This is a genomic window from Protaetiibacter sp. SSC-01 (assembly GCF_014483895.1).
Taxonomy (GTDB): Bacteria; Actinomycetota; Actinomycetes; order Actinomycetales; family Microbacteriaceae; genus Homoserinibacter.
This window is the reverse complement of sequence record NZ_CP059987.1, coordinates 532,528-557,856: the sequence shown is the minus strand read 5'-3', so window position 1 is coordinate 557,856 and position 25,329 is coordinate 532,528. Positions and strand designations below refer to the sequence as shown.

The window sequence follows — 25,329 nt, the reverse complement described above, 5'->3', positions numbered from 1 at the left end:
CAACCGGGCGTGCCGGGGCGGCTGGCCCGATCCGCCGCGCGCCACCCGATCGTCACCGTCGTCGCGTGGGCCGCGGGCCTCACGGCGGTCGTCGCCGTCGCGATCGGCGGCGTGCTCGGTGAGAGCCTGTTCGACCGACTCGGCTCGTCCTGGGCGTGGGGCGACGTCGAGTCGGCGGATGCGGACGACCTGCTCTCCGGCGGCGCCGACGAGACCTCGACCCTGCTCGTGCACGGCGTCGACCTCGACGATGCCGAGCTCGCGCGGATCACGGCCGCGGTCGCATCCGACCTCGATGGCGACGACGTCGAGGTCGTCGACCCGCTCGCGATCCCCCGGATGCCGGACGGCAGCATCCCCCCGCAGGCCGCGGGCCTGTTCTCGGATGACGGTGAGGGCTTCCTGCTGACGGCGACCGTGCGGGCGCACGACGGCACGGTCGACGACGACCTCGTCGAGCGGGTCGACGAGCGCCTCGCGGAGGCGGCATCCGACATCCGCTCCCTCGACCCCGATGCGACCGCCGAGGTGGGCAGCACGGCCCTGCTCGTCGACTCGATCATGCAGCTCTCGCAGTCGGATCTCGCACGCGGCGAGGCGATCGCCCTGCCGATCGCGCTGCTCGTGATGCTCGTCGTGTTCGGCGGCTTCCTCGCCGCGGGCACGCCGCTCGTGGGTGCGCTCGTGTCGAGCGTCGGCGGCCTCGGTGCCCTTTTCGCGTTCACCTACCTGCTCGAGATCAACACGACCGTCATGAACGTCGTGACCGCCGTCGGACTCGGCCTCTCGATCGACTACGGCCTGCTCATCGTGAGCCGCTTCCGCGAGGAATCACGGCACGCCGACGGCCGCACCCGCCTCGAGGTGATCGCGCGCACGGCCGACACCGCGGGCCGCACGGTGCTCTACTCGGGCACCGTCTTCGGCATCGCGGCGCTCGGGATGCTGTGCTTCGACGCCGCGGTCGTGCGCGCGATCGGCCTCGGGGCGCTCTCGGTCACGGCGATCTCGATCCTGTCGGCGCTCACCCTGCTGCCCGCGCTTCTCGCGCTGCTCGGCGGCTCGCTCCTCAAGCCCGGCCTCCTCACGCGCATTCCGGGTGCCGGCCGCGTGCTGCGCCGCTTCGGCGACATCGCCCCCGACGAGGGGTTCTTCTCCCGGCTCACGCGCCGGGTGCAGCGGCATCCCGCGCTCGTGGCCCTCGCATCCGCCGCCGTGCTCGTGCTGCTCGGCAGCCCCGTGCTGCAGCTGCGCATCGCCAACACGAGCGTCGACACGCTGCCCGAGTCGTCGACGCAGTACCCGTTCATGTCGGCGCTCGAGGACCACTTCCCGGATGCGGCGCCACCGCGCGTCGTGCTCGTCGCGGAGTCGGAGGCGGTGCTCGCGGGGTGGGCGGATGCCGCATCCGGTCTCGAGCACGTCGTCGAGGTGGGCGAGCCCGAGCAGGTGAACGAGGTGTGGCGGACCAACGTCGTGGTCGAGCCGAAGACGGGCGTCGAGGTCGTGCGCGAGGTGCGCGCCGAGCGGCCCGACGCGCCGGCGTGGGTGACGGGTGCGGACGCCCGCACGGCCGACTTCACCGACACCCTCGCTCACGGCGTGCCGTGGGCGGTGCTCGTGATCGCGCTCGGCACGGTCGTGCTGCTGTTCCTCATGACCGGTTCGCTCGTCGTGCCGATCAAGGCACTGCTCGCGAGCGTGCTGTCGCTCGGGGCGTCGCTCGGCGTGCTGGTCTGGGGGTTCCAGGAGGGCAACTTCGCCGGGTTCATGGGCGTCGACCCGGATGATGTGCTCGGCGTGGACGTGCTCGTGCTGCTGCTGACGCTCGTGTTCGGCTTCGGTCTCGCGATGGACTACGAGATGTTCATCCTGTCGCGCATCACCGAGCTCGTGGAACGCGGGGTCGACGACGCCGAGGCGATCGCGCGCGGCATCCAGCGCTCGGGCCGCATCATCACATCCGCCGCCCTCATCATCATCGTCGTGTTCGCGGGCTTCGCGACGGGCGACCTCATGGTCATCAAGCAGCTCGGCACAGCGCTCGCGGTGGCGGTGCTGCTCGATGCGACGCTCGTGCGCTGCCTGCTCGTGCCGGCGTTCATGACGTGGCAGCGGCGGATCATGTGGTGGGCGCCCGCGCCGCTCAAGCGACTGCACGCGCGGTTCGCGCTGCGCGACTGACGGTCGCGACCCGCGCGCGGCGATAGTCTGCCGACATGGCCGAGCTCCCCGAGTACACCGTCGCCGACCTCGAGCGCGAGGACGCGGTCGACGTCGAGTCGTTCGACAACGACGACGCCGTCGACCTGGGCCTCGCGGCCCTCGAGGTGATCGACGAGCGCGGGCTCAACCTCGCCGTGCGCATCGTGCTGCGCGGCGACGTGGTGTTCCAGGCGAAGCTCGGCACGACGGGCCCCGGCAACGACCCCTGGCTCGCCGGCAAGGCGGCCGTCGCGGAGCGCTTCGGCGAGCCGTCGCTCCTCGTGAAGCTGCGTCATGCGGAGGCGGGCACGCCGTTCGAGGAGCGGACGGATGTCGACCACGAGCTCCTGCGCGCGCACGGCGGCTCGATCCCCATCCGCGTGGCCGGCGAGGTCGTCGGCACCATCACGACCTCGGGCGAGCCCGACGTCGTCGACCATGCGACGACCGCCGAGGCGGTGCGGCGCTACCTCTCCTCCCGATAGTTCCCGTTCCGCGAGTTAGTCGCCGAACGAACGGGTGCGAACACGCGGAACGGGAACTATGGCGGGTCAGGACTCGGCGCGGAGCTTCGCGACCTCGTAGAGGGCGACGGACACGGCGATGCCCGCGTTGAGCGACTCCGTATCGGACGAGATCGGGATCGAGACGATCGCGTCGCAGTTCTCCGTGACGAGGCGCGAAAGGCCCTTGCCCTCCGAGCCGACGACGATCACGATCGGCCGATCGGCGAAGGTGATGCCCGGCAGCGAGGTGTCGCCCCCGCCGTCGAGGCCGAGCACGAAGAGGCCCTCCTTCTTGAGCGCCTGCAGCGTCTGCGTGAGGTTCGCGGCCATCGCCACGGGCACGCGCACCGCGGCACCCGCCGAGGTCTTCCACGCCGACGCCGTCATGCCGACCGAGCGACGCTGCGGCACGATCACGCCGTGGGCGCCGAACGCGCCCGCCGAGCGGATGATCGCGCCCAGGTTGCGGGGGTCGGTCACGCCGTCGAGGGCGACGATGAGCGGCGGGCGGCCCGTCTCGTGCGCGCGCTCGACGAGGTCGAAGGGGTGGGCGTACTCGTACGGCGGCACCTTGAGCGCGAGGCCCTGGTGCACGGCGTCGTGGCCGCTCATGCGGTCGAGCTCGGGGCGCATGACCTCGAGCACGGGGATGCCGCGCTTCGTCGCGATCGACAGCGCCTCCTTGACGCGGTCGTCCATCTCGACGCGTGCGGCGACGTAGAGCGTCGTCGCGGGGATCTTCGCCCGCAGCGCCTCGACGACCGAGTTGCGGCCCGTGACGAGCTCGCCCTCGTCCGCCTTCTTGGGGCGCGGCGCGCGCTTGGCGGGCGCATCCGTCTTCCCGGCGCGGGCGCGTGCGGCGTCTAGGCGCTCCTTCGCCGCCTTGCGCTTGCCGGCCACGTGCCAGCTGCGGTCCTCCGCCTTCGGCGTGGGCCCCTTGCCCTCGAGCGCCTTGCGCCCGTGGCCTCCCGTTCCGGCGGTCGCGCCCTTCTTGGTCTTGCGCGCCCCCGGGCGTCCCGGCTTGGCCATCAGCAGCTCCCCTGCGTCGTCATGTGGTCGGTGGAAATCATGCGAGGCTCCAGCGCGCCCCGTCGGGGGTGTCGTCGATCGCGATGCCCGCCGTGGCGAGCTCCTCGCGGATGCGGTCGGCCTGCGCGAAGTCCTTCGCGGCTCGGGCTGCGGCCCGGTCGGCGAGCAGCTTCTCGACGAGCGCCCCGAGCGCGGCCTCGGCGGCTCCGGATGCGGGCGCGGCCCACTCGGGCGAGGTCGGGTCGACCCCCAGCACGCCCGCCATCGCCTTCACGCGCTCGCGCGCGACGGCGACCTGCTCGAAGTCGCCCGCGTCGAGGGCGACGTTGCCGGCGCGCACGGTCTCGTGCAGCACGCCGATCGCCTGAGGCACCCCGAGGTCGTCGTCCATCGCATCCGCGAAGGCGTCGGGCACGCGGCCGTCGCCGGGGCCCGCGACCTGGGCGGACTCGAGCGCGCGCTCGGCCCGCTCGAGGAAGCCGCGGATGCGGTCGAGAGCCGCCTCGGCCTCCTCGAGGGCGCCGGGGTGGTAGTCGATCGTCGAGCGGTAGTGGGCGCTCGCGAGGTAGTAGCGCACGACGACATGCGGGGCGAGCGCGAGGAACTCGGCCGCGTAGATGGAGTTGCCGAGCGACTTCGACATCTTCTGGCCCTCGACCATGACGATGCCGTTGTGCACCCAGTAGCGCGCGAAGCCGTCGCCCGCGGCGCTCGACTGGGCGAGCTCGTTCTCGTGGTGCGGGAAGCGTAGGTCGAGGCCGCCGCCGTGGATGTCGAACTCCGCGCCGAGGTAGCGCTTCGACATCGCCGAGCACTCGACGTGCCAGCCGGGTCGGCCAGCTCCCCACGGCGAGTTCCAGGATGCGTCGGCGGGCTCCTCGGGCTTCGAGCCCTTCCAGAGCGCGAAGTCGCGCGGGTCGCGCTTGCCGCGCGTGGGCGCATCCGGCGAGTCGGCCATGTCGTCGAGCCTCTGCCGCGTGAGCGCGCCGTACTCGGGCCACGTGCGCACGTCGAAGTAGACGTCGCCCGTGCCGTCGTCGGCGACGTAGGCGTGACCGCGATCGATGAGCGTGTCGATGAGCTCCTGCATCTGCGGGATGCTCGCGGTCGCGCGCGGCTCGTACGTGGGGGGCAGGATGCCGATGGCCCGGTAGCCCGCGGCGAACTCGAGCTCGACGCGGTAGGCGACGGCCCACCACGGCTCGTGCTCGGAGGCGTTCGCGAGCACCTTGTCGTCGATGTCGGTGACGTTGCGCACGAAGGTGACGTCGTAGCCGCGGTACGCGAACCAGCGGCGCCACAGGTCGTAGGCGAGGGCCGAGCGAAGGTGCCCCACGTGGGGCGAGGACTGCACGGTGGGTCCGCACACGTACATGCCGACCTTGCCGGGCTCGAGCGGCTCGAAGTCGCGGAGCCCCTGGGTGCGGCTGTCGTAGAGGCGGATCGTCACTCGGCGAGTTTACCGGCGGGACGCGCGCGAGACCCCGGCCCGTCGAGGGCGGGTTCGACAATGTCAACAGAAATGAGTAAGGTAAGGCTTACCTGAGTCTTCGCGATGGTGCGCGTCGCGGACCCGAACAACACCCAAACCCACGGAGTCACTCCTTGTCGTACGCGCCTGCCCGCGCGCGCTCACGCGCGCCCTGGATCGCCCTGCTGCTCGTCCCGCTGCTCGCTCTCGCGAGCGTCTTCACCGCGACCCCGGCATCCGCCGAGGCGGGCCCCTCGCTCAGCGCGGAGGTGACCGCGGCCTCGCAGGCCACCGGCCTCAGCGTGCGCGTCGTCGGCTCGGGCATCGCGCCCGAGGGCGGCTACGTCGCGATCATCGAGAAGGGCACGGAGGCCGGGGTCACGGGCCGCTCGGGTTACGTCGGTTTCGCCTACTGGGCGGGCATCCAGAATGGCGGCATCGAGTCGATCATCGACATCAGCGCCGACAAGCTCGACCGCGCGAAGCTCTACGAGGTCATCCTCTGGCAGCACCAGACCAACCCGAACGCCGACACGATCATCGCGCGCACCGACGTCGCCGTGACCTCGGGTCAGTGGGATGCCGTCTTCCCGCCCGCCCCGGAGCCGGAGCCCGAGCCCGCCCCCGAGCCCGACTACGGCATCACGGTCGACCAGTCCACCCTCGCGACCGACGGCTACGTGACGGTGAACGGCACCTTCCCGGCCACCTACACCGCGACCAACGGCTCCACGCAGACCATGGGTCTCTACCTCATGAACTGCGTCGAGCCCGCCGGGACCCCCGGCACCGGCTCCACCGGCCGCCCCACGGGCACCGCGTGCCTCAGCTCCGCCCAGAAGTGGGTCATCCAGCCCGGCGTCGCCGGCGTCCCCGGCTCGACCAACGCCGGCACCGTCACCGACGGCGTCTGGACCTTCAGCCTGCAGTTCACCCCCGTCGCCGCCTGGAGCACCAACGCGTGCGTCGACGCGACCCCCGCCGGCGACGGCGGCGTCACGTGCGGCATCTTCGTGCGCCCCGACCACAACTCCGGCTCCGGCGCCAACGCCACCTACACCTACGACCAGTTCGTGCCCCTCGCCTTCCCCAGCCCGGCCGCGACCCCGGCGATCGCCACCTCGGTCACCTCGGCGACGGCCGCGAGCGGACTCACCGTCCGCGTTCAGGGCACGAACTTCGGCGACGTGACGGGCGCCTACGCCGCGCTCATCGAGAAGGGCACCGAGGCGAACGTCGGCCGCGACGGCGGCTACGCGGCCTTCGGCTACTGGGCCACGCCGGGCGTCTTCGTGAACGGCGCGTTCGACCAGAGCCTCACGGCCGCCGCCGACAAGCTCGACCGCACGAAGCAGTACGAGGTCATCGTGTGGCAGAAGGAGACGATGCCCGGCGCCGACACCATCTACGCGCGCGCCGACGTCACCGTCTCACCCGCCCAGTGGGATGCCGTCGTCGGCTCGTCGACGCCGCCGCAGCAGCCCGAGGAGCCCGGCACGGTCACCCCCGTCACCACGGGATCGCTCAGCTGGGGCGTCAAGGGCGCGTGGCGCGCCTACGTGACGGGACCCATCGCATCCGGATCCATCATCACGACCGGGGCGTCGACGTTCGGCAACGCGTTCGTGTTCCCGCAGACCTCGGATGCGGCGCTCGCGAACGGCGTCGGAACGGTCTCGTACGGCGGCACGGTGCGTTTCACCGGCCACCACGGCGAGCTCGACCTGCGCTTCTCGGACCCGCAGGTGCGCATCGACTCGGCCACGAGCGGCACGCTCTTCGTGACAGTCAACGGCTCGACGGTCGCCTTCGCGAACCTCGCGCTCGGCTCGGCGTCGCGCACGGTCGGCACCGACGGCTCGGTGCGCTACGGCAACGTGCCCGCGACTCTCACGGCCGCCGGCGCGGTCGCGTTCCGCGGCTTCTACGGCGCGGGCGAGGCGCTCGACCCGGTGTCGTTCACGATCGGCGCGAAGGGCGCGGTCACGGGCGGGACCGTGACGGTCGCCTCCGCCGCCGTGCGGAACCCCATCCCGGCGACCCCGCCGGCCACCGAGGGCCTCGACGTCTCGGGCGACGTGCAGCCCGGCGGCAGCGTGAGCGCGACCGCGAGCGGCTTCCAGCCGAACGAGTCGGGCATCCAGGTCGTCATCTACTCGACGCCGACCGTGCTGGCGCAGAACGTGACTGCGGATGCGAACGGCGTCGCCACCTGGACCGGCAAGCTTCCGCAGGGCCTCACCGGCACGCACACGCTCACCTTCCAGGGCTCGGTCGCCCGCGGCGCCGTGCTCGAGCTCGACGCCGTGCGCGCCCTCGCCGCCCTGCAGTGCACGGTCGACGACGCGACCCTCGTGTGGGGCTTCAAGGAGAGCTTCCGCGCCTACATCGACGGCTCGATCGCGAACGGCGAGTGGACGACCGTCGGCGACGACGTGAGCTACGCGACGCCCGACTTCACGTGGGTCGGCGGCACGGGCTCGACCGACGGCGAGAAGGCGCTCGACCTCGCGTTCGCGGGCGGCATCCGCTTCACGGGCCACGGCGGCATCCTCGACACGACGGTCGAGAACCCGCGCATCGTGATCGACGGCGACAGCGCCCTGCTCATCGTCGACATCCACGGCACGACCCAGACGGGCGAGGCGGTCGACCAGGCCGACGTCGAGTTCGGCGAGCTCGACCTCGCGGATGCCACGGTGACGCGCGACGGCGACACCCTCACGTGGACCGCGGTGCCGGCGACGCTCACCGAGTCGGGCTCGGCCGCGTTCGGCACCTACCCCGCCGGGGAGGCGCTCGACCCGCTCACGATCGTCGCGACGGTCGACTCCGGGTGCGGCGAGCCCCTCGAGACGCCCGAGGCCACGCCGAGCGAGTCGGATAAGGCCGATCCCGCCTCGGATGCCGGCTGGCCCGTCTGGGCGACCGTGCTGATCGCGCTCCTCGCGGCGATCCTCGTGCTGCTCGTCGTGATCCTGGTGCGCCGCCGCAAGGCCTGACGCACTGCACGGTTCCGCCCGCTCGATCCCCGGCGCACCCGGGATCGGGCGGGCGGTCCCGTTTCCGGGTCAGCGCGTGACGAGCGCGGTCGCGACCGCCATGAGGCCGTCGCCGCGTCCCGTGAAACCGAGGCCGTCGGATGTCGTGGCCGCGACGCTCACGGGCGCGTCGACGAGCTCGCCGAGGTGACGCTCGAGCTCCATGCGGCGGGCGGCGATCCGGGGCCGCTGGGCGATGACCTGCACGGCGACGTTGCCGACGCGGTAGCCGGCGCCGCGCACGAGCGCGAGCGTCTCGCGCAGGAAGACCTCGCTCGCCGCGCCCGCGTACTCCTCGGCGGAGGTGCCGAAGCGCGACCCGATGTCGCCGAGCCCGGCGGCCGAGAGCAGTGCGTCGCACATCGCATGGATGACGGCGTCGCCGTCGGAGTGGCCCGCGAGGCCCGGCTCGTCGGGGAAGTAGACGCCGCCGAGCCACATGGGCTGGTTCTCGTCGTAGCCGTGCACGTCGATGCCGACGCCCGTGCGGATGCGCGTGCCGGCCGACAGCAGCAGCTCGGCCCGGCGCAGGTCCCACGGGGTCGTGATCTTGAACGCGCGCGGCTCGCCGGGCACAGTGACGACCTCGTGGCCGGCCCCGGCGTAGAGCGCCGCGTCGTCGGTGTGCTCGTCGTGCGCGGCGGCGTAGGCGGCGACGAGCTCGGCGCGCGGGAACCCCTGCGGCGTCTGCACGTGCACGAGGTCGCTGCGGTCGACGGTCTCGAGCACGCGCTCGCCCTCGACCCGCTTGACGGTGTCGACGACGGGCAGTGCGGGCACGACACCCCTCGCTCCGCCGGCGAGCACGGCCGTTGCGACGCGGTCGATGAGGGCGCTCGGCGCGAGCGCGCGTGCGGCGTCGTGCACGAGCACGGCCCCGACGCTCGGCTGCAGCGCGGCGAGCCCCGCTGCGACCGAGGCCTGGCGGCTGTCACCGCCGGCGACGACCGTGAGATAACCGGATGCCGCCCCCGCGACGCGCTCCCCCAGCGTTCGAGCGCGCGACACGAGCGACGCGGGCGCGACGACGATCACCTGGGCGGGATGCGTGGCGCCGAAGACGCCGTGGAGGGCGTGCTCGAGGATTGTGCGACCGCCGAGCTCGACGAACGCCTTGGGGACGTCCTCGCCGAGGCGCGTGCCGCTCCCGGCGGCGACGACGATGATCGCGAGGCGCGCGGCATCCGGGGCGAGGCTCATGCCTCGAGCCTACGGCGCGACGAGCCCGTCGCGACCGTCGGAGATCAGGACGCGAGAACCTCGTCGAGCACGCTCGACGCCTTCTCCTCGTCGGTCTTCTCGGCGAGCGCGAGCTCGGAGATGAGGATCTGACGTGCCTTCGCGAGCATGCGCTTCTCGCCGGCCGAGAGGCCGCGGTCCTGGTCGCGACGCCACAGGTCGCGGACGACCTCGGAGACCTTGATGACATCGCCCGAGGCGAGCTTCTCGAGGTTCGCCTTGTAGCGGCGGCTCCAGTTCGTGGGCTCCTCGGTGAAGGGGGCGCGCAGCACCTCGAAGACCTTGTCGAGGCCCTCCTTGCCGATGACGTCGCGGACGCCGACGAGGTCGACGTTCTCAGCGGGGACCTCGATGACCAGGTCGCCCTGGGTGACGTTGAGCTTCAGGTACTTCTTGGTCTCACCCTTGATGACCCTGTCCTTCACCTCGATGATGGTTGCCGCACCGTGATGGGGGTAAACGACGGTTTCGCCGACCTCGAAGAGCATGGAGTTATTCCTTCCGCAGACCTCTCATTTTATCACAGGGAACGTCCCCCGGCCGGGGGCGGCGGCATCCGCACCCCCGGGCTACCGGTAGGCTGGGTGGGCTCGTCGACTTTGCCTGGAGGATCCCGTGAGAGCACGTGCCCTGGCCGCCATCGCCCTGAGCGCAGCGCTCGCCGTCGGCCTGAGCGGCTGCACGTTCTGGCAGGAGGCCGAGACCGGCCGCGAGTACGACGCGAGCGACGGCGTGAGCCTCGACCTCGGCGACCTCGAGCTGCGCAACGTGCTCGTCGTCACCGAAGACGGCGAGCTCGGCAGCCTCGTGGGCACCGCGGTCAACTCGACGGGCTCCGACATCGACTTCACCGTGCAGTGGGAGGTCGACGGCGAGTTCCACGAGGTGGGGCTCACGGCCGAGGCGAACGGCCGCACCGACTTCGGCTTCGGCGGCTCGCAGGTCGCCCTCGAGCCGCTCGGCACGATCGCCGGCTCGCTGCTCGACGCCGTCGTGCACGTGAGCAACGACCAGAAGCAGTTCCGCATCCCGGTGCTCGACGCGACGCTGCCCGAGTACGGCCCGGCCGTGCCGACGCCTACGCCCACCCCGACGCCGACCGAGACGCCGACGCCAACGGAGACCCCCGCGGCCTGACGCGCTCGGTCGCCTGCCGCTAGTCGAACGTCCCCCGCGCTCAGCCCTCGAGGCGGTAGCCGAGGCCGCGCACGGTCACGAGCAGCCGCGGCTCGCTCGGATCGGGCTCGATCTTCGAGCGGATGCGCTTGATGTGCACGTCGAGCGTCTTCGTGTCGCCGAAGTAGTCGGCTCCCCACACGCGGTCGATGAGCTGACCGCGTGTGAGCACGCGCCCCGCGTTCCGCATGAGGAACTCCAGCAGCTCGAATTCCTTGAGCGGCATGGCCACGTCGCGTCCGTCCACGGTCACGGTGTGGCGGTCGACGTCCATGCGCACGGGGCCGGCCTCGAGCACGGGCTCGGGGGCGGCATCCGTCTCCTCCACATGTCGACGCAGCACGGCGCGGATGCGGGCGAGCAGCTCGCGGCTCGAGTACGGCTTCGTGACGTAGTCGTCGGCGCCGAGCTCGAGGCCCACGACGATGTCGACCTCCGAGTCCTTCGCCGTGAGCATGATGATGGGCACGCTCGATCGTGCGCGCAGCTCGCGGCACACCTCGGTGCCCGGCATCCCGGGCAGCATGAGGTCGAGCAGCACGAGGTCGGCGCCGTGGCGGTCGAACTCGGCGAGCGCCGCACGTCCGTCGGCCGCGATCGCGGTGTCGTAGCCCTCGCGGCCGAGCAGGAACGCGAGCGGCTCGGCGAGCGACGGCTCGTCTTCGACGATGAGGATGCGGGTCACGAGCGGGCTCCACGGGTCGGGCGGGAGGAGGCGGATTCGGATGCGGCGGCCACCGCTGCGGGGTCGGCCTCGGGCAGGCGGATGGTGAACGTCGAGCCGCGCCCCTGCTGCGACCAGACACGTACCCGGCCGCCGTGGTTCTGCACGATGTGCTTGACGATCGAGAGCCCGAGGCCCGAGCCCCCCGTGTCGCGACTGCGGGCGGAGTCGACGCGGAAGAAGCGCTCGAACACGCGCTCGCGCTCCGCCTCGGGGATGCCGACGCCCTGATCGGTCACCGCGATCTCGATCGCGCCGCCGCGCCGCGTGATGCCGAGGCCGACGCGCGTGCCGTCGGGCGAGTACTGGATGGCGTTCGCGATGAGGTTGTGCACGGCCGTGACGAGCATTGCCTCGTCGCCCCACACGATCGTCTCGGGGTCGCTCTGCGCGACGATCGCGATGCGGTGCGAGTCGGCGGCGACCCGGCTCGCGTCGATCGCCTGCGCGACGACCGAGTCGACGCTCACGGGCCCCGCGTTCTCGAGCGCGTCGGCGGCCTGCAGGCGGCTGAGCTCGATGATCTCGTTCGTGAGGCTGCGGAGGCGCGCGGCCTCGATCGTGAGGCGTCCCGCGAACCGGCGCACCTCATCCGGCTCGTCGGCCGCCGACTCGAGCGCCTCGGCGAGCAGGCCCACGGCGCCGATGGGGGTCTTGAGCTCGTGCGAGATGTTGGCCACGAAGTCGCGGCGCACGTCTTCGAGGCGATGCGCCTCGGTGCGGTCGTCGGCGAGCAGCAGCACGAAGCGGCTGCCGAGCGGCGCCGCGCGCACAAGCAGGTGGACGGTGGCCTCGCCGAACGGGCCGCGGGGCAGCTCGAGCTCCGCCCCCTCCGCGGTGCCCTCCGAGCGCACGCGGTCGACGAGCTCGACGAGCTCGGGGTGCATGAGGGCGTGATTCCACACGAGGCCGAGGGAGAGCGCCGCCGCCGAGAACGTGAGCACGTTGTTGGAGGAGTCGAGCACGATGCCCGCCGAGTCGAGAGCGTCGATGACGTCCTCCACGCCGTCCGGCACGCTCGGTGTCACGACCGCCGCGGCGCGCTGCCCGCGGGCGTGGGCCGCGACGACCGCGGCGGTGCCGCCGATGCCGACGGCGAGCCCGAAGCCCAAGGCGGCGGGCACGAGCCAGGCGGCGTCCATGCGTCCAGATTAGGGTGGCCGGAACGGGCCGCGCCCGGGTTCGGGGCCCTCCCGACATTCCTTCCGTGGACGTTCACGGCCAGGTCACCGGCCGTTAACCTTCCCGGGGGACGGTTGCGTCGGAAAGGGGAACCATGCGCGAGGTGTTCCAGCAGGAGCTGCGCGAGGTGCAGGACCGACTCGTCGAGATCGCCGAGCTCGTCGCCGACTCGATCGACAAGGCCACGCGCTCGTTCAACGAGTCGGATGTCGCGCTCGCCGAGGAGGTCATCGAGGACGACCGCCGCATCGACGTGCTCGCCGCGGAGCTCGACGAGCTCGCCATCACGATCCTCGCCCGCCAGCAGCCGGTCGCCCGCGACCTCCGCATCGTCGTGAGCGCCCTGCGCGTCTCGGCGTCGCTCGAGCGGATGGGCGACATGGCCGAGCACATCGCCCAGCTCGCGCGCTACCGCTTCCCCGAGAAGGTCGTGCCGAAGGGGCTCGGCAAGACCTTCCGCGAGATGGGCGAGCTCGACGTGCAGATCGCGCGCGACCTCGTCGAGCTGCTGCGCTCCCAGGAGCCCGCGCTCGCCGAGCACATCCGCGACGAGGACGACAAGGTCGACGCGCTGCACCTCAAGGTGTTCGACAAGGTGCTCGGCGAGAAGTGGAAGGGCGAGACGGCCGACACGGTCGACGCGACCCTCGCATCCCGCTACCTCGAGCGCTTCGCCGACCACGCGGTGTCGATCGCGAAGAAGGTGCAGTACCTCGCGACGGGCGACTGGGGCTGACTGGCGCTCGCGCCTGCGAGGTAGCGGGCGGCCCTAGCCTGGGAGGGTGACCACCGCCGCCCCGACCGACGTCGCATCCGCCTACCGTGACGCCGAGGCGCGCCTGCTCGCCGAGTACGGTCTCGCGCGCGCCGACGACCGCATGGTCGAAATGCCGGATGCCCGCACGCGCCTGCACGTGATCGAGCTCGCGGGCGACGACCGCCTGCCCGTCGTGCTGCTGCACGGCATGGCCGCCGTGACCGCGGCCGCGATCCCGCTCATCCCCGCGTTCGGCGGGCGCCGCGTCATCGCGCCCGACTGGCCGGGCCACGGGCTCTCGGATGCCGCCGAGCTCCCCCCGGACGGCTTGCGCGACGTGCCCCTCCCCCTGCTCGACGCCGTGCTCGCGGATGCCGGGGTCGAGCGGGCGCACCTCGTGGGCCACTCGATGGGCGCCCAGTTCGCGCTGTACTACGCGCTCGCCCGCCCGGAGCGGGTCGCGAGCCTCACGATCCTCGGGGCGCCGGGCGTCGCGCTGCCCGGCACGCACGCGCCGTTCTCGATGCGGCTCATGGCGTTCCCGGGCCTCGCACAGCTGTTCACGGCGCCCGTGAGCCGCGAGCGCTACGAGGCCAACAGCGCCATGACGCTCGGCACGGGGACCGTCGCCGGCTGGCCGCGCGAGCTCGTCGACGTCGGCTGGTACGCGTCGCTGCGTCCCGAGTTCCGGGAGACCGCGCCGCGCTACTACCGAGCCCTCGGGCGGCGCGAGCTGACCCTCACGAGCGAGGAGCTCGCATCCGTCGACCTGCCCGTGCACGCGCTGTGGGGCGACGACGACGTGTTCCTCAAGCCGCCCGCGGGGCGTGCGGGGCTCGCATCCGTCGCCGACCTCACCTTCACCGCGGTGCCAGGCGGCCACGCGCCGTGGCTCAACAGCCCGGGCCCGTCGGAGCAGGCGGTGCGGGCGTTCCTCGACGCGCGGCCGTAGCGGCCCGGCTCGCTCGATCAGAAGTTGGGCTTCACGCCCTTCTTCGCGGCGTACTCGCGGCCGAGGCGGATGTAGCGGCGCAGCCCCGAGAGCGGCACCTGCTTCGGCCAGTCGTCGCTGCGGAAGTAGGCGTCGGTGCCGCCGTCGACGAACAGCACGGTGCCGGCCATGAACGCCGAGGCCGGTCCGAGCAGGAACATGACGGCCTCGGCCACCTCCTCGGCCTGGCCGTGGCGGCCGACCGGGATCGGGAACGCCTCGATCGCCCCGCGCTGGTGCGGGTCGGCGAGCTGCGCCTCGACCATGGGGGTGAGGATCGCGCCGGGCGCGACGGCGTTGAGGCGGATGCCGGCCTCGGCCCACTCGGGCAGCACGGCGGTGCGGCGCACCCAGCGGCTGACGGCGATCTTGGAGCCCGCGTAGACCATCGCGGAGGCGTTGTCCTTGAAGCGCTTCGTGGCGGCGATCGCCTTGTCGGCGTCGCCCGCGAGGAAGGCGCGGATCGTCTTCTCGGGCACCATCGGCACGGTCGTGGTCGAGTTCGACGAGAACACGACCACGCGCGCCTCGCCCGCCTTCGCGAGGGCATCGTGCCAACCGGTCAGCAGGTCGACGACGCCGAAGTAGTTCACCTGGGCGATGAGCGTCTCGCGGCCCGGATGGGGTCCGAGGCCTGCGGCGAGCACGGCGCCGTCGAGGGTGCCACCCGCGCGCTCGAGCACCTCGGCGACGGCCGTAGCGCGGCCCTCGGCGGTCGACAGGTCGGCGACGACGTCGGCGTCCTTGAGGTCGATGCCGATGACGGTGTGGCCCGCCGCGCGCAGGCGCTCGGCGGACGCCTTGCCCATGCCGGACGCGGATCCGGTGACGGCGTAGGTGCTCATGGTGTTTCCTCTCGGGTGGTGCGGGCGTCGTCTTCGACGGCGTCCGCGTAACGGTGCATCAGACGGGTGAAGATCGTGCGCTCCTCGTCGGTCCAGCCGTCGAGGAGGCGCTGGGAGAGCCGGTCGCCCTCCTCGTGCAGCACGGTCGCGGAGGCGACCCCCTGCTCGGTGAGGGCGATGCGCGTGGCCCGGGCGTCATCCGGATCGGGGGTGCGCGTGACGAGGCCGGCGGATGCGAGGGTCTCGACGAGACGGCTCGTGGCGGCGGCGGAGATACCGAGGATGCCGGAGAGCGCGGTCGGCCGCAGCGGACCGCTCTGGATGAGCAGGTACATCGTCGTCATCGCGTGGGGCTCGTCGGGCACGCCCGCGGCTTCGGCGAAGCGGCTCTGGTAGTCGGTCGACATCCACGTCGCGGTGACCCGCACGAGCGATCGCGTCACGTCGTGGCGGTACTCCGGGATGCGCGGGGTCTCACCCGCGGGCTCCGCGCTGTCGAGCTTGCGTGCCATCCGTCCACCTACTTCCAGATTGGAAGTATCTCGCGACGCAGCGACGCCTGGGCAGCATCCGGCTAAGGGCCCTGCGTCTCGATCGTGTGCTCAGCCGCGTCGTCGATCTGCGCGGCGGGCTGATTCGGTGCACGCTTGGCCGCGCGGCGCCGCCGGAACGCGTCCGTGCCGGCCTTCACCCCCGCGCCGAGCGCCACCGAGAGCACGACGTAGGCGAGCACCAACAGCAGGAGCGTCGCGATGATCTGCCAGAAGTCGCCGAGCGCCAAGAAGAACGCCAGGAGGGCGTCGCCCGCGGAGATGGCCGGCAGCATGCCGTCACCCTAGCCCCGGGCGCGTGAGCCGGGGGAGGACCTAAGACCCCTGGCCCTCGATCGCGCGCTCGAGGCGCTCGACCTTGGCGTCGAGCTCGCCCGTGTAGCCGGGACGGATGTCGGCCTTGAGCACGAGCGAGACGCGCGAGCCGTAGGCGGCCACGGCCTCCGTCGCGCGCTTCACCACGTCGAAGACCTCGTCCCACTCCCCCTCGATCTCAGTGAACATCGAGGTCGTGCGGTTCGGAAGGCCCGACTCGCGCACGATCGTGACGGCCGCGGCGACGGCGTCGTGCACCGAGCCGTTCACGTCGCTCGTCGTCGGAGCGACCGAGAAGGCGACGAGCACGGCCATCGCCTTACTTCTTGCCCTGCGCGGCGACCGCGGCGGCGCCCGCTGCCGCGGCATCCGGGTCGAGGTAGCGGCTCGGGCCCGTGGGGCGGAAGTCGTCGTCGAGCTCGTAGACGAGCGGGATGCCGGTCGGGATGTTGAGCTCGGCGATGTCGGCGTCGCTGATGCCGTCGAGGTGCTTCACGAGCGCGCGGAGCGAGTTGCCGTGGGCGGTGACGAGCACGGTCTTGCCGGCCGCGAGGTCCTTCGTGATGTCCGACTCCCAGTAGGGCAGCATCCGGTCGATCACGAGCTTGAGGCTCTCGGTGCGCGGGAACTCGGCGTCGGGCACGTCGGCGTAGCGGGGGTCGCCGAACTGCGACCACTCGGCGTCGTCGGCGAGGGGCGGCGGCGGCACGTCGAACGAGCGACGCCACAGCATGAACTGCTCCTGGCCGAACTTCTCGAGCGTCTCGGCCTTGTCGAGGCCCTGCAGCGCGCCGTAGTGGCGCTCGTTGAGGCGCCAGCTGCGCTTGACCGGGATCCACGCGCGGTCGGCGACGTCGAGCGCGAGGTTGGCGGTCTGGATCGCGCGCGTCAGCACGCTCGTGTAGAGGATGTCGGGCGCGAGGCCCGACTCGGCGAGCAGCTCGCCCGCGCGCTTGGCCTCGGCGACGCCCTGCTCCGAGAGCCGCACGTCGACCCACCCCGTGAAGAGGTTCTTCTGGTTCCATTCGGAGTTGCCGTGGCGGAGCAGGATGAGCGTCGAGGTCATGCCTCCACCCTAGCGAGGTGGCTTGTTCGCCAAACGCTGCAGCGGTTGCCGGAGGGCTGCAGAGATGACTGCCGCGCGCCGCACAGCGCTATAGCGTTTGTGCGAGAGACATGGCGAGGAGCACGAGGCCCGAGGGGCGGATCACGCGGGGCACGACCGGGGTGAACCGGCTGCGGCGGGTCGACCGGTGGATCGCGGCGCTGCCCGCCCTGCGCACCGCCGACGACCCGCTCGTCGTCGACCTCGGCTACGGCGCGTCCGCGACCACGAGCAACGAGCTGCACGAGCGCCTCTCGGCCGTGCGCCCCGACGTCGAGGTGCTGGGCATCGAGATCGACCCCGAGCGGGTGCGCATCGCATCCGCAGCCGCGCGGCCGGGCGTGAGCTTCCGGCTCGGCGGCTTCGAGGTGCCGACGGATGCCGGGCGCCGCCCCGCGATCATCCGCGCCATGAACGTGCTGCGGCAGTACGACGAGGCCGAGGTGGCGGATGCGTGGGCCCGCATGACGGCGCGGCTCGCCCCCGGCGGGCAGCTCGTCGAGGGCACCTGCAACGAGGTGGGGCGGATCGGCAGCTGGGTGACGCTCGACGCCGACGGCCCGCACACCTTCACGATCTCGCTGCGCGTCGCCGAGCTCGAGGAGCCGTCGATCGTGGCCGAGCGGCTGCCGAAGGCGCTCATCCACCGGAACGTCGAGGGCGAGCGCATCCACGAGCTGCTCGTCGACCTCGATCGCGCGTGGGCCGTGCACGCGCCGCTCGGGGTCTACGGGCCGGTGCAGCGCTGGCAGGCGACCGTGGCATCCGTGCGCGACGGCGGCTGGCCCGTGCTCGACACCCCGCCCCTCGGCGGCCGCGGCCGCTGGCGCCTGGGCGAGCTGTCGCTCCCCTGGTCCGCCGTCGCCCCCGCGTAGCTCACGCCACGGGCGGCAGCAGAGTGCGCGCCTCGTCGGGGTCGAGCCCGGACGCGTCGAGCAGGTCGACGACGAGCGGGCGCAGCAGGAGCACGATCGCGGCATCCGTGATGGGTGCGCCCGGCGTGACCTCGGCGGGGTCGAGACGGGCCGCGAGGGCCGCGAACTCGGCCCGGGCCTCGGGCGCCCGCTCGGGGGAATCCTGCACGGCGCCGAGCAGCCGGATGCCGGCGGCGAGCTGCGCGACGAGCCCCGCGAGCTCGGGGCGCGCACGCCCGTCGCGCACGAGGAAGTCGGTGCGCCGCGCGATCGTGCGCAGGTGGCGGGCGGCGAGGTCGGCTCCCCGGAGCCGACGCGTGTCGCGGCGCAGCTCGGGCAGATGACGGCGCACCCACGGCGAGATGCGCGCGATCGAGATCGCCGAGTCGAGGGATGCGCCCCACGCGTCGATGAGCGGCTGCGTGCGGCGCAGGCGCGTGAGGGCGAGGTCGGCCGCGGCGGGGTCAGCGTGCGCGAAGGCGTCGGAGATCGAGCCGATCGACTCCTCGAGCACGGAGTGGAGGGTGCGTCCGTCGCGCGCCGCCGCACCCCGCGGGTTCCGCGGGATGAGCGCCGTCGCGAGCAGCGCCACGACGCCGCCCACGAGCCCGTCGAGCGAGCGCGAGAACGGCCCGGCCGCGGCATCCGGCAGCATCACGACGAGCGCCGACGGAACCGCCGCCGCGACCGCGAACGCCGGGTTCGCCGCCACCGCGCGCCCCACGACGAACACGACGGCGAGCACGAGCACGAGCTGCCCTAGCCCCCGGCCGACGAGCAGCGCGAGCGCGTCGCCGAGCGCGATGCCGAGCAGGATGCCGAGCACCGTCTCGGCGACCCGCACGGGCCGGGCGTCGCGCGCGAATCCGAGCGAGTTGATCGTCACCGTGATGGCGAGCAGCGGCACCGCGTGCCCGAGCCCCCAGTGCGCGATCGCGTACGCGGCGGCGACGGCCGCGAGGATCTGCACGATCGCGGGCAGCGACTCCCACACGCGTCGCCACGCCATCCGCAGGTCGGCCTGCCGGCGCACTCGGCGCTCGAGGCGGCGGAGCTCAGCGCTCACATCCTCCCCCGGCGCGGCCACTCAGCGCCGGACCGCGCCGAGACGCGGGATGCGGGGCACGTCGGCCGTGGCGCCCGCGTCGGGCGGCACGATGAGCTGCTGCGCGGCGGGCACGAGCACCTCGTCCGCGACGACCGTGAGCTCGGATGCCGGGTCGGCCGAGCGCTTGACGATCGCGAGCGCGACGGGGCCGAGCTCGTGGTGCCACGCGGATGCCGTGACGCGTCCCACGACGGCGCCCTCGGCATCCGGACGCCCGATCCGCACCTCGGAGCCCGCGGGCGGCAGCACCGCGTCGGTTCCGTCGAGGTGCAGCATGACGAGACGGCGCGGCGGGTGGCCGAGGTTGTGCACCTTGGCGACCGTCTCCTGCCCGCGGTAGCAGCCCTTCGCGAGGTGCACGGCCGACCGCAGCCAGTCGAGCTCGTGCGGGATCGAGGTGGCGTCGAGCTCGGTCGCGGCGCGCGGGCGCCACGCGGCGATGCGCAGGGCCTCGAGGGCGAGCGTGCCCGCGGCGGGCAGCTCGGCGAGCTCCCCGAGACGCGCACGCTCCACGAGCGCCTCGCGATACGTCCAGCCCTCCGACGGGTGCGCGCCCGTGGCGTACTGGAACCCGCCGGCCTGCACCGACGCCCACGGGTCGACCCACACGAGCGGCACGCCGTTCGGCGCGGCCGTGGCGGCGGGGGCCGCGCCGAAGGTGCCGATCGTCGCGAACTCGGCCGTGCGATCCGCGACCTTCACCTGCAGCATGAACCGCATCCGGTCGAGGAAGGTCGCGAAGCCCGCGCCCGTGCCTGCGTCCATGAGCAGCCACGTCGTCTCGCCGTCGTCGAGCACGCGCGCGGCGTACTCGATGCGGCCGCTCGGGTCGAGCAGGAGCGTCTCGGCCGAGCCGCCGGGCGCGAGGCCCAGGAGCGACTGCGAGGTGAGCGAGTCGAGGAGCTTGAGCCGGTCGGGGCCGTCGAGGGAGACGACCTCGCGGTCGGAGAGGTCGACGATCGCGCGCCCCGCCGCGAGCGGGCGCTGCTCGCCGATCGGGTCGCCGTAGTGCTCCGGCGGGTCGCCGACGGCGCCGGGTCGCGAGGCGAATGGGGAGGTCATTCGACGCGCGCCAGACGTCCGGATGCGTGGGTGCGGAGGTCCTGACCGAGCGCCGCGATGTCCCACGCCCACAGCAGGTGCTCCTCGACGAGGCCGTAGAGGCGCGTCGCCGCCGAGTACTCCTTCGCCGTGGCGGAGCGGAGCACGGCATCCGTCGCGAGGTCGATGCGGGGGCCGTTGATCTCGCCGAGGTAGAGCTCGCTCACGCCGCCCGGCTGCACGAGCAGCACCTCGATGTCGAACGCGCCGCGCGCATTGCGCAGCGTCTCGACGGCGTCGGCGGTCTGGAAGACGGGCTCGCCGGTGCGCGGCAGCATGCCGGGGCCGTCGTCGCCCGAGCCGAGCGGACGCGAGAGGCGCCAGTAGCCGATCTCGGAGAAGAGCTGACGCGGATGCGGCGCCTCGTCGTCGTCGGACGCATCGCCGTCCTCATCCGGCAGCAGCCACGCGGTGGCCGAGTACTGCAGGTGGGGCGTGCCGTCGTGGCTGAAGGCGATGCGCTGGCCGAACTCGTGCTCGCGCACCTCGTCGCCCACCTTGTAGGCCATGACCCCGCTGCCCTCCCAGACTCCGATCAGCCAGGAGAGGGGGACGAGTTCGGCCGGAAGGTCGACGTCGAGCTCGAACACAGCCTCAGCGCTGGCCGCGGAAGAGGTTGTAGAGCACCACGACGGAGACGGCGCCGATGGACAGCGTCGCGAGGCCGAGCAGACCGATGAAGAAGAGCTCGAGCGCCAGCATCATGCTGACGAGTCTAGTGGTGTCGCGGCTCAGCCGCCGACGGTCGCGCCGCCCACGAGCCACGCGATGAGCGTCGCGACGACGAGGATGCCGAGCGCACCGCTCAGGCTCGCGACCATCCGCTCGACGAGACCCTCCTTGCGGGCGAGCGAGAGCTGGATCGCGAAGGTCAGCAGCACGAGGGCCGCCATGACGACAGGCACCCACACGAGTGCCGACGAGGGCGCGATGAGGAGCACCGCCGCGGCGCCGAGAGCCGCGGCGACCCACACCGGTATGACGCTGCGCAACGAGAGGGCCACCCACCCAGCCTAGGGCTGCGTACACTGTCGCCTAGCGACGAGACCCGAGACCGCCCCGAAAGGAACTGCGTGGCGCAGCTGCTGATCCTGAGCTCCGCCGCCGACACGGATGTGCTGCCGGCGCTGGGACTGCTCAGCCACCGCGTGCGCGTCATCCCCGCGGAGCCGGCCGCGCTCGTCAACGCGCCCACAGCAGACCTCATCTTCGTCGACGCCCGGCAGGACCTCGCGAGCGCGAAGTCGCTCTGCAAGATCCTGCGCACGACGGGCCTCGGCGTGCCGCTCGTGCTCGCCCTCACGGAGGGCGGTCTCACCGCCGTCTCGGCCGACTGGGGGGTCGACGAGGTCATCCTGTCCACCGCCGGTCCCGCGGAGGTGGATGCGCGCATCCGTCTCGTCATCGACCGTCTCGCCAAGGACAACTCGGTCTCGAAGATCCAGGCCTCGGGCGTCGTCATCGACGAGGCGAGCTACTCGGCGAAGGTGCACGGGCGTCCGCTCGACCTGACCTTCAAGGAGTTCGAGCTGCTGCGCTTCCTCGCGACCCACCCCTCGCGCGTCTTCACGCGCGAGCAGTTGCTCTCCGAGGTGTGGGGCTACGACTACTTCGGCGGCACCCGCACGGTCGACGTGCACGTGCGGCGCCTGCGCGCGAAGCTCGGCGAGCTCGACTCGCTCATCGGCACGGTGCGCAACGTCGGCTACCGCTTCAACGTGTACGAGGACGACCAGGTGCCCGCCCCCTCCTCGAGCGAGCCCAGCATCCGCTGAGTGGTCGGTTCTCGGCCTCATCCCGCGCGTTTGAGGCCAGAAACCGACCGGTCAGCGGATGTTGCGGCATCCGCCGTTCACCGCGTTCCTGGCAGGATGGGGCGATGGAGACGAACAGCCCGCTGGGCGACGCCACGCTGGCCGCGGATCTGCTCGACGACTACGACGCGGATCCGGCGCCCGACGACGACGGCACCCTTCCCCCCGACCGCTTCCTCGACCGCGAGCTGAGCTGGCTCGCGTTCAACCAGCGCGTGCTCGAGCTCGCCGAGGACCCGACGCTGCCGCTGCTCGAGCGTTCGAACTTCCTCGCGATCTTCGCCTCGAACCTCGACGAGTTCTTCATGGTGCGCGTCGCGGGCCTCAAGCGCCGCATCGACACCGGGCTCGCCGTGCCGACCAACGTCGGCCGCGCCCCGCTCGACGTGCTCTCCGACATCTCCGAGCGCGCCCACGAGCTGCAGGAGCGTCACGCGCGCGCCTTCCACGACCTCGTGAAGCCCTCCCTCGACGAGGCCGGTATCCACATCGAGAAGTGGGGCGACCTCGACGAGACCGACCGCGAGCGCGTGCACGAGATCTTCCAGAACCAGATCTTCCCCGTGCTCATGCCGCTCGCCGTCGACCCCGCGCATCCGTTCCCCTACATCTCAGGCCTCTCGCTCAACCTCGCGATCCGCGTGCGCAACCCGAAGACCGACCGCGTCGAGTTCGCGCGCCTCAAGGTGCCGACGAACCTGCCGCGCTTCGTGAAGCTCCCCGAGCAGAGCGGCACCCACCGCTACCTGGCCCTCGAGGACCTCATCGCGAACCACCTCGACGAGCTCTTCCCGGGCATGGAGGTGCTCGAGCACCACGAGTTCCGCGTGACGCGCAACGAGGATGTCGTGATCGAGGAGGACGAGACCGAGAACCTCCTGCAGGCGCTCGAGAAGGAGCTGCTGCGTCGCCGCTTCGGCTCGCCCATCCGCCTCGAGATCTCCGACGACATGGACGAGGTCACGCTCGACCTGCTCATGCAGGAGCTGCGCATCACCGACCGCGAGGTCTACCGCCTGCCGTCGCCGCTCGACCTCGGCGGCCTCTTCGGGCTCTCGGGCATCGACCGGCCCGACCTGCGGTTCCCGCGGCGGGTGCCCACGACATCCGTCTCGCTGCAGCCCGCCGAGCCGACCGACAAGCCCGACATCTTCGCGTCGATCAGCAAGGGCGACATCCTGCTGCACCACCCCTACGAGTCGTTCGCGACGAGCGTGCAGGCGTTCCTCGAGCAGGCGGCGGCCGACCCGAACGTGCTCGCCATCAAGCAGACCCTCTACCGCACGAGCGGTGACAGCCCCATCGTCGAGGCGCTCATCGACGCGGCCGAGGCGGGCAAGGCGGTGCTCGCGCTCGTCGAGATCAAGGCGCGCTTCGACGAGCAGGCGAACATCTCGTGGGCGCGCAAGCTCGAGCGCGCGGGCGTGCACGTCGTCTACGGGCTCGTGGGCCTCAAGACGCACTGCAAGCTCGCGCTCGTGGTGCGCCAGGAGGGCGGCACGCTCAAGCACTACAGCCACATCGGCACGGGCAACTACAACCCCAAGACGAGCCGCGTCTACGAGGACCTCGGCCTGCTGACGGATGACGACACGATCGGCAAGGACCTCACGCGCCTCTTCAACGAGCTCTCGGGTTACGCGATCGAGAAGAAGTTCAAGCGGCTGCTCGTCGCGCCGCGGTATCTGCGCAAGGGGCTGCTCAAGCACATCGAGCACGAGGCGCACAACGCGCTCGAGGGCAAGCCGTCCGGCATCCGCATCAAGGTCAACTCGATGGTCGACGAGGCCATCATCGACGGCCTCTACCGCGCGAGCCAGGCGGGCGTGCCCGTGGATGTGTGGGTGCGGGGCATCTGCTCGCTGCGGCCCGGCGTGCCGGGGCTGTCGGAGAACATCCGGGTGCGCTCGGTGCTCGGGCGCTACCTCGAGCACTCGCGCATCTTCTGCTTCGAGAACGACGGCGACCCGCAGGTCTACATCGGCAGCGCCGACATGATGCACCGCAACCTCGACCGCCGCGTCGAGGCTCTCGTGCGGCTCGACGACCCCGCGCACATCGCCGAGACGAGCGCGCTGTTCGACCTCGCGCTCGACGAGGGCACCTCGGCGTGGCACCTGCAGCCCGACGGCGTGTGGGAGCGGCACAACCGCGACGCCGACGGCCGCCCGCTCGTCGACCTGCAGGACGAGACGTGGCGCCGCATCTCGAGCCGCCGCCGATCGAAAGGGACCCGATGAGCCCGTCGCCCGTGCTCGCCGCCGGGGCCGTCTGCTGGCGCGTCTCGAAGAAAGGCAAGCCGAAGATCCTGCTCGTGCACCGCACGCAGCACAAGGACGTGTCGCTCCCCAAGGGCAAGGTCGACCCGGGCGAGACGCTGCCCGAGACGGCCGTGCGCGAGATCGCCGAGGAGACCGGCCTCATCATCGCGCTCGGCGCGCCGCTCGGCGTCGTCGAGTACCAGCTGCCCGGCGGGCGCGACAAGCAGGTGTACTACTGGGCCGGCGAGGTGAGCGATGAGGCGCGCGCCAACTCGACCTTCGTGTCGAACGACGAGATCGAGCAGCTGCGCTGGGTGGGGCTGAAGAAGGCCCGCAAGGTGCTCAGCTATCCGCACGACGTCGACATCGTCGACCGCTTCGCCGAGCTCTACGCGCAGGGCCGTGCGCGCACCTTCGCGATCATCGCGCTGCGCCACGGCAAGGCCGTGCCGGGCGAGGACTGGGATGGCCCGGATGCGACGCGCCCGCTCATGCAGCGCGGCATCAACCAGTCGCTGAGCGTCTCGCACGGCATCGCGGCGTACCGCCCGCGCTCGCTCGTGAGCTCGACCGCCGAGCGCTGCCTGCGCACGATCGCGCCGACGGCGCGCGTGACGGGTCTCGCGGTCGAGGAGGACCACACGATCAGCCAGGACGCCTACCGCTCGGACGGCAAGGCCGTGCGCAAGGCGGTCGCGGAGCTGCTCGCGAAGGGCGACACTGTCGTGCTGTGCAGCCACGGGCCCGTGCTGCCGCAGATCATCTCCGCCGTGATGGAGGAGACGCGCACGGACGGCACATCGAAGCTGCAGCGCGCCGCCGCCCTCGCCACGGGCGAGTACGCCGTGCTGCACGTACCCATCGACCACCCCGAGTCGGGCATCGTCGCCGTCGAGGTGCACAGCCCCACCGCGTAGTTCGGTTGCAGTTCACCTTCCGTTCACCGTGCCCGGGGAACGTGGTCACCGTCGCTTCCTAGCGTCGGCAGCGAGGC

At 72.1% G+C, this 25,329-nt stretch carries 25 protein-coding genes; 10 read left to right on the top strand and 15 right to left on the bottom strand.

All coding sequences use genetic code 11. The features are described 5' to 3' along the window. Positions 1-9: 9 nt before the first annotated feature. Both H4J02_RS02625 and H4J02_RS02620 read left to right on the top strand, forming a co-directional pair. Positions 10-2,184 (top strand): MMPL family transporter, encoded by a 2,175-nt coding sequence (locus tag H4J02_RS02625; protein WP_187675579.1) that lies wholly within the window; start codon positions 10-12, stop codon positions 2,182-2,184. 35 nt (positions 2,185-2,219) lie between these two features. After that, positions 2,220-2,690, top strand: coding sequence for a heme-degrading domain-containing protein (locus tag H4J02_RS02620; protein WP_187675578.1), 471 nt, complete (start codon positions 2,220-2,222; stop codon positions 2,688-2,690). 66 nt (positions 2,691-2,756) lie between these two features. Here the strand turns inward: H4J02_RS02620 and rlmB are convergent, their stop codons facing one another. Further along, a complete protein-coding gene (gene rlmB / locus H4J02_RS02615) occupies positions 2,757-3,740 on the bottom strand; it encodes a 23S rRNA (guanosine(2251)-2'-O)-methyltransferase RlmB (RefSeq protein ID WP_187675577.1) in 984 nt (327 codons plus the stop codon). 37 nt (positions 3,741-3,777) lie between these two features. After that, entirely contained in the window at positions 3,778-5,190 is a 1,413-nt protein-coding gene (gene cysS, locus H4J02_RS02610) for a cysteine--tRNA ligase (RefSeq protein ID WP_187675576.1), read from the bottom strand. A gap of 155 nt (positions 5,191-5,345) precedes the next feature. Between cysS and H4J02_RS02605 the strand changes: the two genes are divergently transcribed. Beyond that, positions 5,346-8,213, top strand: a complete 2,868-nt coding sequence (locus tag H4J02_RS02605; RefSeq protein WP_187675575.1) for an HtaA domain-containing protein — start codon at positions 5,346-5,348, stop codon at positions 8,211-8,213. A 69-nt stretch (positions 8,214-8,282) separates the two neighbouring features. Here H4J02_RS02605 and ispD read toward each other — a convergent pair whose 3' ends face one another. Together ispD and H4J02_RS02595 are read right to left on the bottom strand one after the other, a co-directional pair. Next, complete coding sequence (ispD, locus tag H4J02_RS02600; protein ID WP_187675574.1) at positions 8,283-9,452, bottom strand: 2-C-methyl-D-erythritol 4-phosphate cytidylyltransferase; 1,170 nt, start codon at positions 9,450-9,452, stop codon at positions 8,283-8,285. Between the two features lie 44 nt (positions 9,453-9,496). Next, positions 9,497-9,979, bottom strand: coding sequence for a CarD family transcriptional regulator (locus H4J02_RS02595; protein ID WP_187675573.1), 483 nt, complete (start codon positions 9,977-9,979; stop codon positions 9,497-9,499). 127 nt (positions 9,980-10,106) lie between these two features. On the opposite strand from H4J02_RS02595, the gene H4J02_RS02590 reads away from it, so the two are divergent. Further along, positions 10,107-10,628, top strand: a complete 522-nt coding sequence (locus H4J02_RS02590; protein WP_187675572.1) for a hypothetical protein — start codon at positions 10,107-10,109, stop codon at positions 10,626-10,628. Between the two features lie 40 nt (positions 10,629-10,668). Here the strand turns inward: H4J02_RS02590 and H4J02_RS02585 are convergent, their stop codons facing one another. Then, complete coding sequence (locus H4J02_RS02585; protein WP_187675571.1) at positions 10,669-11,352, bottom strand: response regulator transcription factor; 684 nt, start codon at positions 11,350-11,352, stop codon at positions 10,669-10,671. Next, the gene (locus tag H4J02_RS02580; protein WP_187675570.1) at positions 11,349-12,533 is read right to left on the bottom strand and encodes a cell wall metabolism sensor histidine kinase WalK; all 1,185 of its coding nucleotides are present in this window, start codon (positions 12,531-12,533) and stop codon (positions 11,349-11,351) included. The genes H4J02_RS02585 and H4J02_RS02580 overlap by 4 nt, the downstream gene beginning before the upstream one ends. A 134-nt stretch (positions 12,534-12,667) precedes the next feature. On the opposite strand from H4J02_RS02580, the gene phoU reads away from it, so the two are divergent. Both phoU and H4J02_RS02570 read left to right on the top strand, forming a co-directional pair. Then, positions 12,668-13,309: a phosphate signaling complex protein PhoU gene (phoU, locus tag H4J02_RS02575; protein ID WP_187675569.1), complete on the top strand. Its 642-nt coding sequence runs from the start codon at positions 12,668-12,670 to the stop codon at positions 13,307-13,309. Between the two features lie 46 nt (positions 13,310-13,355). Then, positions 13,356-14,282, top strand: coding sequence for an alpha/beta fold hydrolase (locus tag H4J02_RS02570; protein ID WP_187675568.1), 927 nt, complete (start codon positions 13,356-13,358; stop codon positions 14,280-14,282). A gap of 17 nt (positions 14,283-14,299) precedes the next feature. Here the strand turns inward: H4J02_RS02570 and H4J02_RS02565 are convergent, their stop codons facing one another. The 5 genes from H4J02_RS02565 to H4J02_RS02545 all read right to left on the bottom strand — a co-directional run bounded on the left by H4J02_RS02565 (position 14,300) and on the right by H4J02_RS02545 (position 17,098). After that, positions 14,300-15,166, bottom strand: a complete 867-nt coding sequence (locus H4J02_RS02565; RefSeq protein WP_187675567.1) for an SDR family oxidoreductase — start codon at positions 15,164-15,166, stop codon at positions 14,300-14,302. Next, positions 15,163-15,678, bottom strand: a complete 516-nt coding sequence (locus H4J02_RS02560) for a MarR family winged helix-turn-helix transcriptional regulator (RefSeq protein WP_187675566.1) — start codon at positions 15,676-15,678, stop codon at positions 15,163-15,165. The genes H4J02_RS02565 and H4J02_RS02560 overlap by 4 nt, the downstream gene beginning before the upstream one ends. Before the next feature lie 62 nt (positions 15,679-15,740). After that, complete coding sequence (locus H4J02_RS02555) at positions 15,741-15,992, bottom strand: hypothetical protein (protein WP_187675565.1); 252 nt, start codon at positions 15,990-15,992, stop codon at positions 15,741-15,743. A 40-nt stretch (positions 15,993-16,032) separates the two neighbouring features. After that, positions 16,033-16,341 (bottom strand): thiamine-binding protein, encoded by a 309-nt coding sequence (locus H4J02_RS02550; protein ID WP_187676391.1) that lies wholly within the window; start codon positions 16,339-16,341, stop codon positions 16,033-16,035. Positions 16,342-16,351: 10 nt separating this feature from the next. Beyond that, positions 16,352-17,098, bottom strand: a complete 747-nt coding sequence (locus H4J02_RS02545; protein ID WP_187675564.1) for a phosphoglyceromutase — start codon at positions 17,096-17,098, stop codon at positions 16,352-16,354. A 110-nt stretch (positions 17,099-17,208) separates the two neighbouring features. On the opposite strand from H4J02_RS02545, the gene H4J02_RS02540 reads away from it, so the two are divergent. After that, entirely contained in the window at positions 17,209-18,012 is an 804-nt protein-coding gene (locus H4J02_RS02540) for a class I SAM-dependent methyltransferase (protein WP_187675563.1), read from the top strand. Position 18,013: 1 nt separating this feature from the next. On the opposite strand, the gene H4J02_RS02535 is transcribed toward H4J02_RS02540, so the two are convergent. The 4 genes from H4J02_RS02535 to H4J02_RS02520 form a co-directional block, all read right to left on the bottom strand. Then, positions 18,014-19,117, bottom strand: a complete 1,104-nt coding sequence (locus H4J02_RS02535; protein ID WP_262406184.1) for an FUSC family protein — start codon at positions 19,115-19,117, stop codon at positions 18,014-18,016. A 21-nt stretch (positions 19,118-19,138) separates the two neighbouring features. Next, positions 19,139-20,221, bottom strand: a complete 1,083-nt coding sequence (locus H4J02_RS02530; protein WP_187675561.1) for a folate-binding protein YgfZ — start codon at positions 20,219-20,221, stop codon at positions 19,139-19,141. Beyond that, entirely contained in the window at positions 20,218-20,850 is a 633-nt protein-coding gene (locus tag H4J02_RS02525; RefSeq protein WP_187675560.1) for an FABP family protein, read from the bottom strand. The genes H4J02_RS02530 and H4J02_RS02525 overlap by 4 nt, the downstream gene beginning before the upstream one ends. A 141-nt stretch (positions 20,851-20,991) precedes the next feature. Next, on the bottom strand, positions 20,992-21,264 hold the full coding sequence (locus H4J02_RS02520; RefSeq protein WP_187675559.1) for a hypothetical protein: 273 nt from the start codon (positions 21,262-21,264) through the stop codon (positions 20,992-20,994). A gap of 69 nt (positions 21,265-21,333) precedes the next feature. Between H4J02_RS02520 and H4J02_RS02515 the strand changes: the two genes are divergently transcribed. The 3 genes from H4J02_RS02515 to H4J02_RS02505 all read left to right on the top strand — a co-directional run bounded on the left by H4J02_RS02515 (position 21,334) and on the right by H4J02_RS02505 (position 25,252). After that, positions 21,334-22,035, top strand: coding sequence for a response regulator transcription factor (locus H4J02_RS02515; RefSeq protein ID WP_187675558.1), 702 nt, complete (start codon positions 21,334-21,336; stop codon positions 22,033-22,035). Between the two features lie 104 nt (positions 22,036-22,139). After that, positions 22,140-24,314 carry an RNA degradosome polyphosphate kinase gene (locus H4J02_RS02510; RefSeq protein ID WP_187675557.1) on the top strand — a complete coding sequence of 725 codons (2,175 nt, stop codon included), beginning with the start codon at positions 22,140-22,142 and terminating at the stop codon, positions 24,312-24,314. Beyond that, entirely contained in the window at positions 24,311-25,252 is a 942-nt protein-coding gene (locus H4J02_RS02505; RefSeq protein WP_187675556.1) for an NUDIX domain-containing protein, read from the top strand. The genes H4J02_RS02510 and H4J02_RS02505 overlap by 4 nt, the downstream gene beginning before the upstream one ends. Positions 25,253-25,329 lie beyond the last annotated feature (77 nt).

Excerpts from the sequence above, each read along its gene's own strand:
- H4J02_RS02620 (WP_187675578.1), top strand. The coding sequence starts at position 2,220 with ATGGCCGAGCTCCCCGAGTACACCGTCGCCGACCTCGAGCGCGAGGAC.
- rlmB (WP_187675577.1), bottom strand. The coding sequence starts at position 3,740 with ATGGCCAAGCCGGGACGCCCGGGGGCGCGCAAGACCAAGAAGGGCGCG.
- ispD (WP_187675574.1), bottom strand. The coding sequence starts at position 9,452 with ATGAGCCTCGCCCCGGATGCCGCGCGCCTCGCGATCATCGTCGTCGCC.
- H4J02_RS02595 (WP_187675573.1), bottom strand. The coding sequence starts at position 9,979 with ATGCTCTTCGAGGTCGGCGAAACCGTCGTTTACCCCCATCACGGTGCG.
- H4J02_RS02580 (WP_187675570.1), bottom strand. The coding sequence starts at position 12,533 with ATGGACGCCGCCTGGCTCGTGCCCGCCGCCTTGGGCTTCGGGCTCGCC.
- phoU (WP_187675569.1), top strand. The coding sequence starts at position 12,668 with ATGCGCGAGGTGTTCCAGCAGGAGCTGCGCGAGGTGCAGGACCGACTC.
- H4J02_RS02565 (WP_187675567.1), bottom strand. The coding sequence starts at position 15,166 with ATGAGCACCTACGCCGTCACCGGATCCGCGTCCGGCATGGGCAAGGCG.
- H4J02_RS02560 (WP_187675566.1), bottom strand. The coding sequence starts at position 15,678 with ATGGCACGCAAGCTCGACAGCGCGGAGCCCGCGGGTGAGACCCCGCGC.
- H4J02_RS02555 (WP_187675565.1), bottom strand. The coding sequence starts at position 15,992 with ATGCTGCCGGCCATCTCCGCGGGCGACGCCCTCCTGGCGTTCTTCTTG.
- H4J02_RS02545 (WP_187675564.1), bottom strand. The coding sequence starts at position 17,098 with ATGACCTCGACGCTCATCCTGCTCCGCCACGGCAACTCCGAATGGAAC.
- H4J02_RS02540 (WP_187675563.1), top strand. The coding sequence starts at position 17,209 with ATGGCGAGGAGCACGAGGCCCGAGGGGCGGATCACGCGGGGCACGACC.
- H4J02_RS02530 (WP_187675561.1), bottom strand. The coding sequence starts at position 20,221 with ATGACCTCCCCATTCGCCTCGCGACCCGGCGCCGTCGGCGACCCGCCG.
- H4J02_RS02510 (WP_187675557.1), top strand. The coding sequence starts at position 22,140 with ATGGAGACGAACAGCCCGCTGGGCGACGCCACGCTGGCCGCGGATCTG.
- H4J02_RS02505 (WP_187675556.1), top strand. The coding sequence starts at position 24,311 with ATGAGCCCGTCGCCCGTGCTCGCCGCCGGGGCCGTCTGCTGGCGCGTC.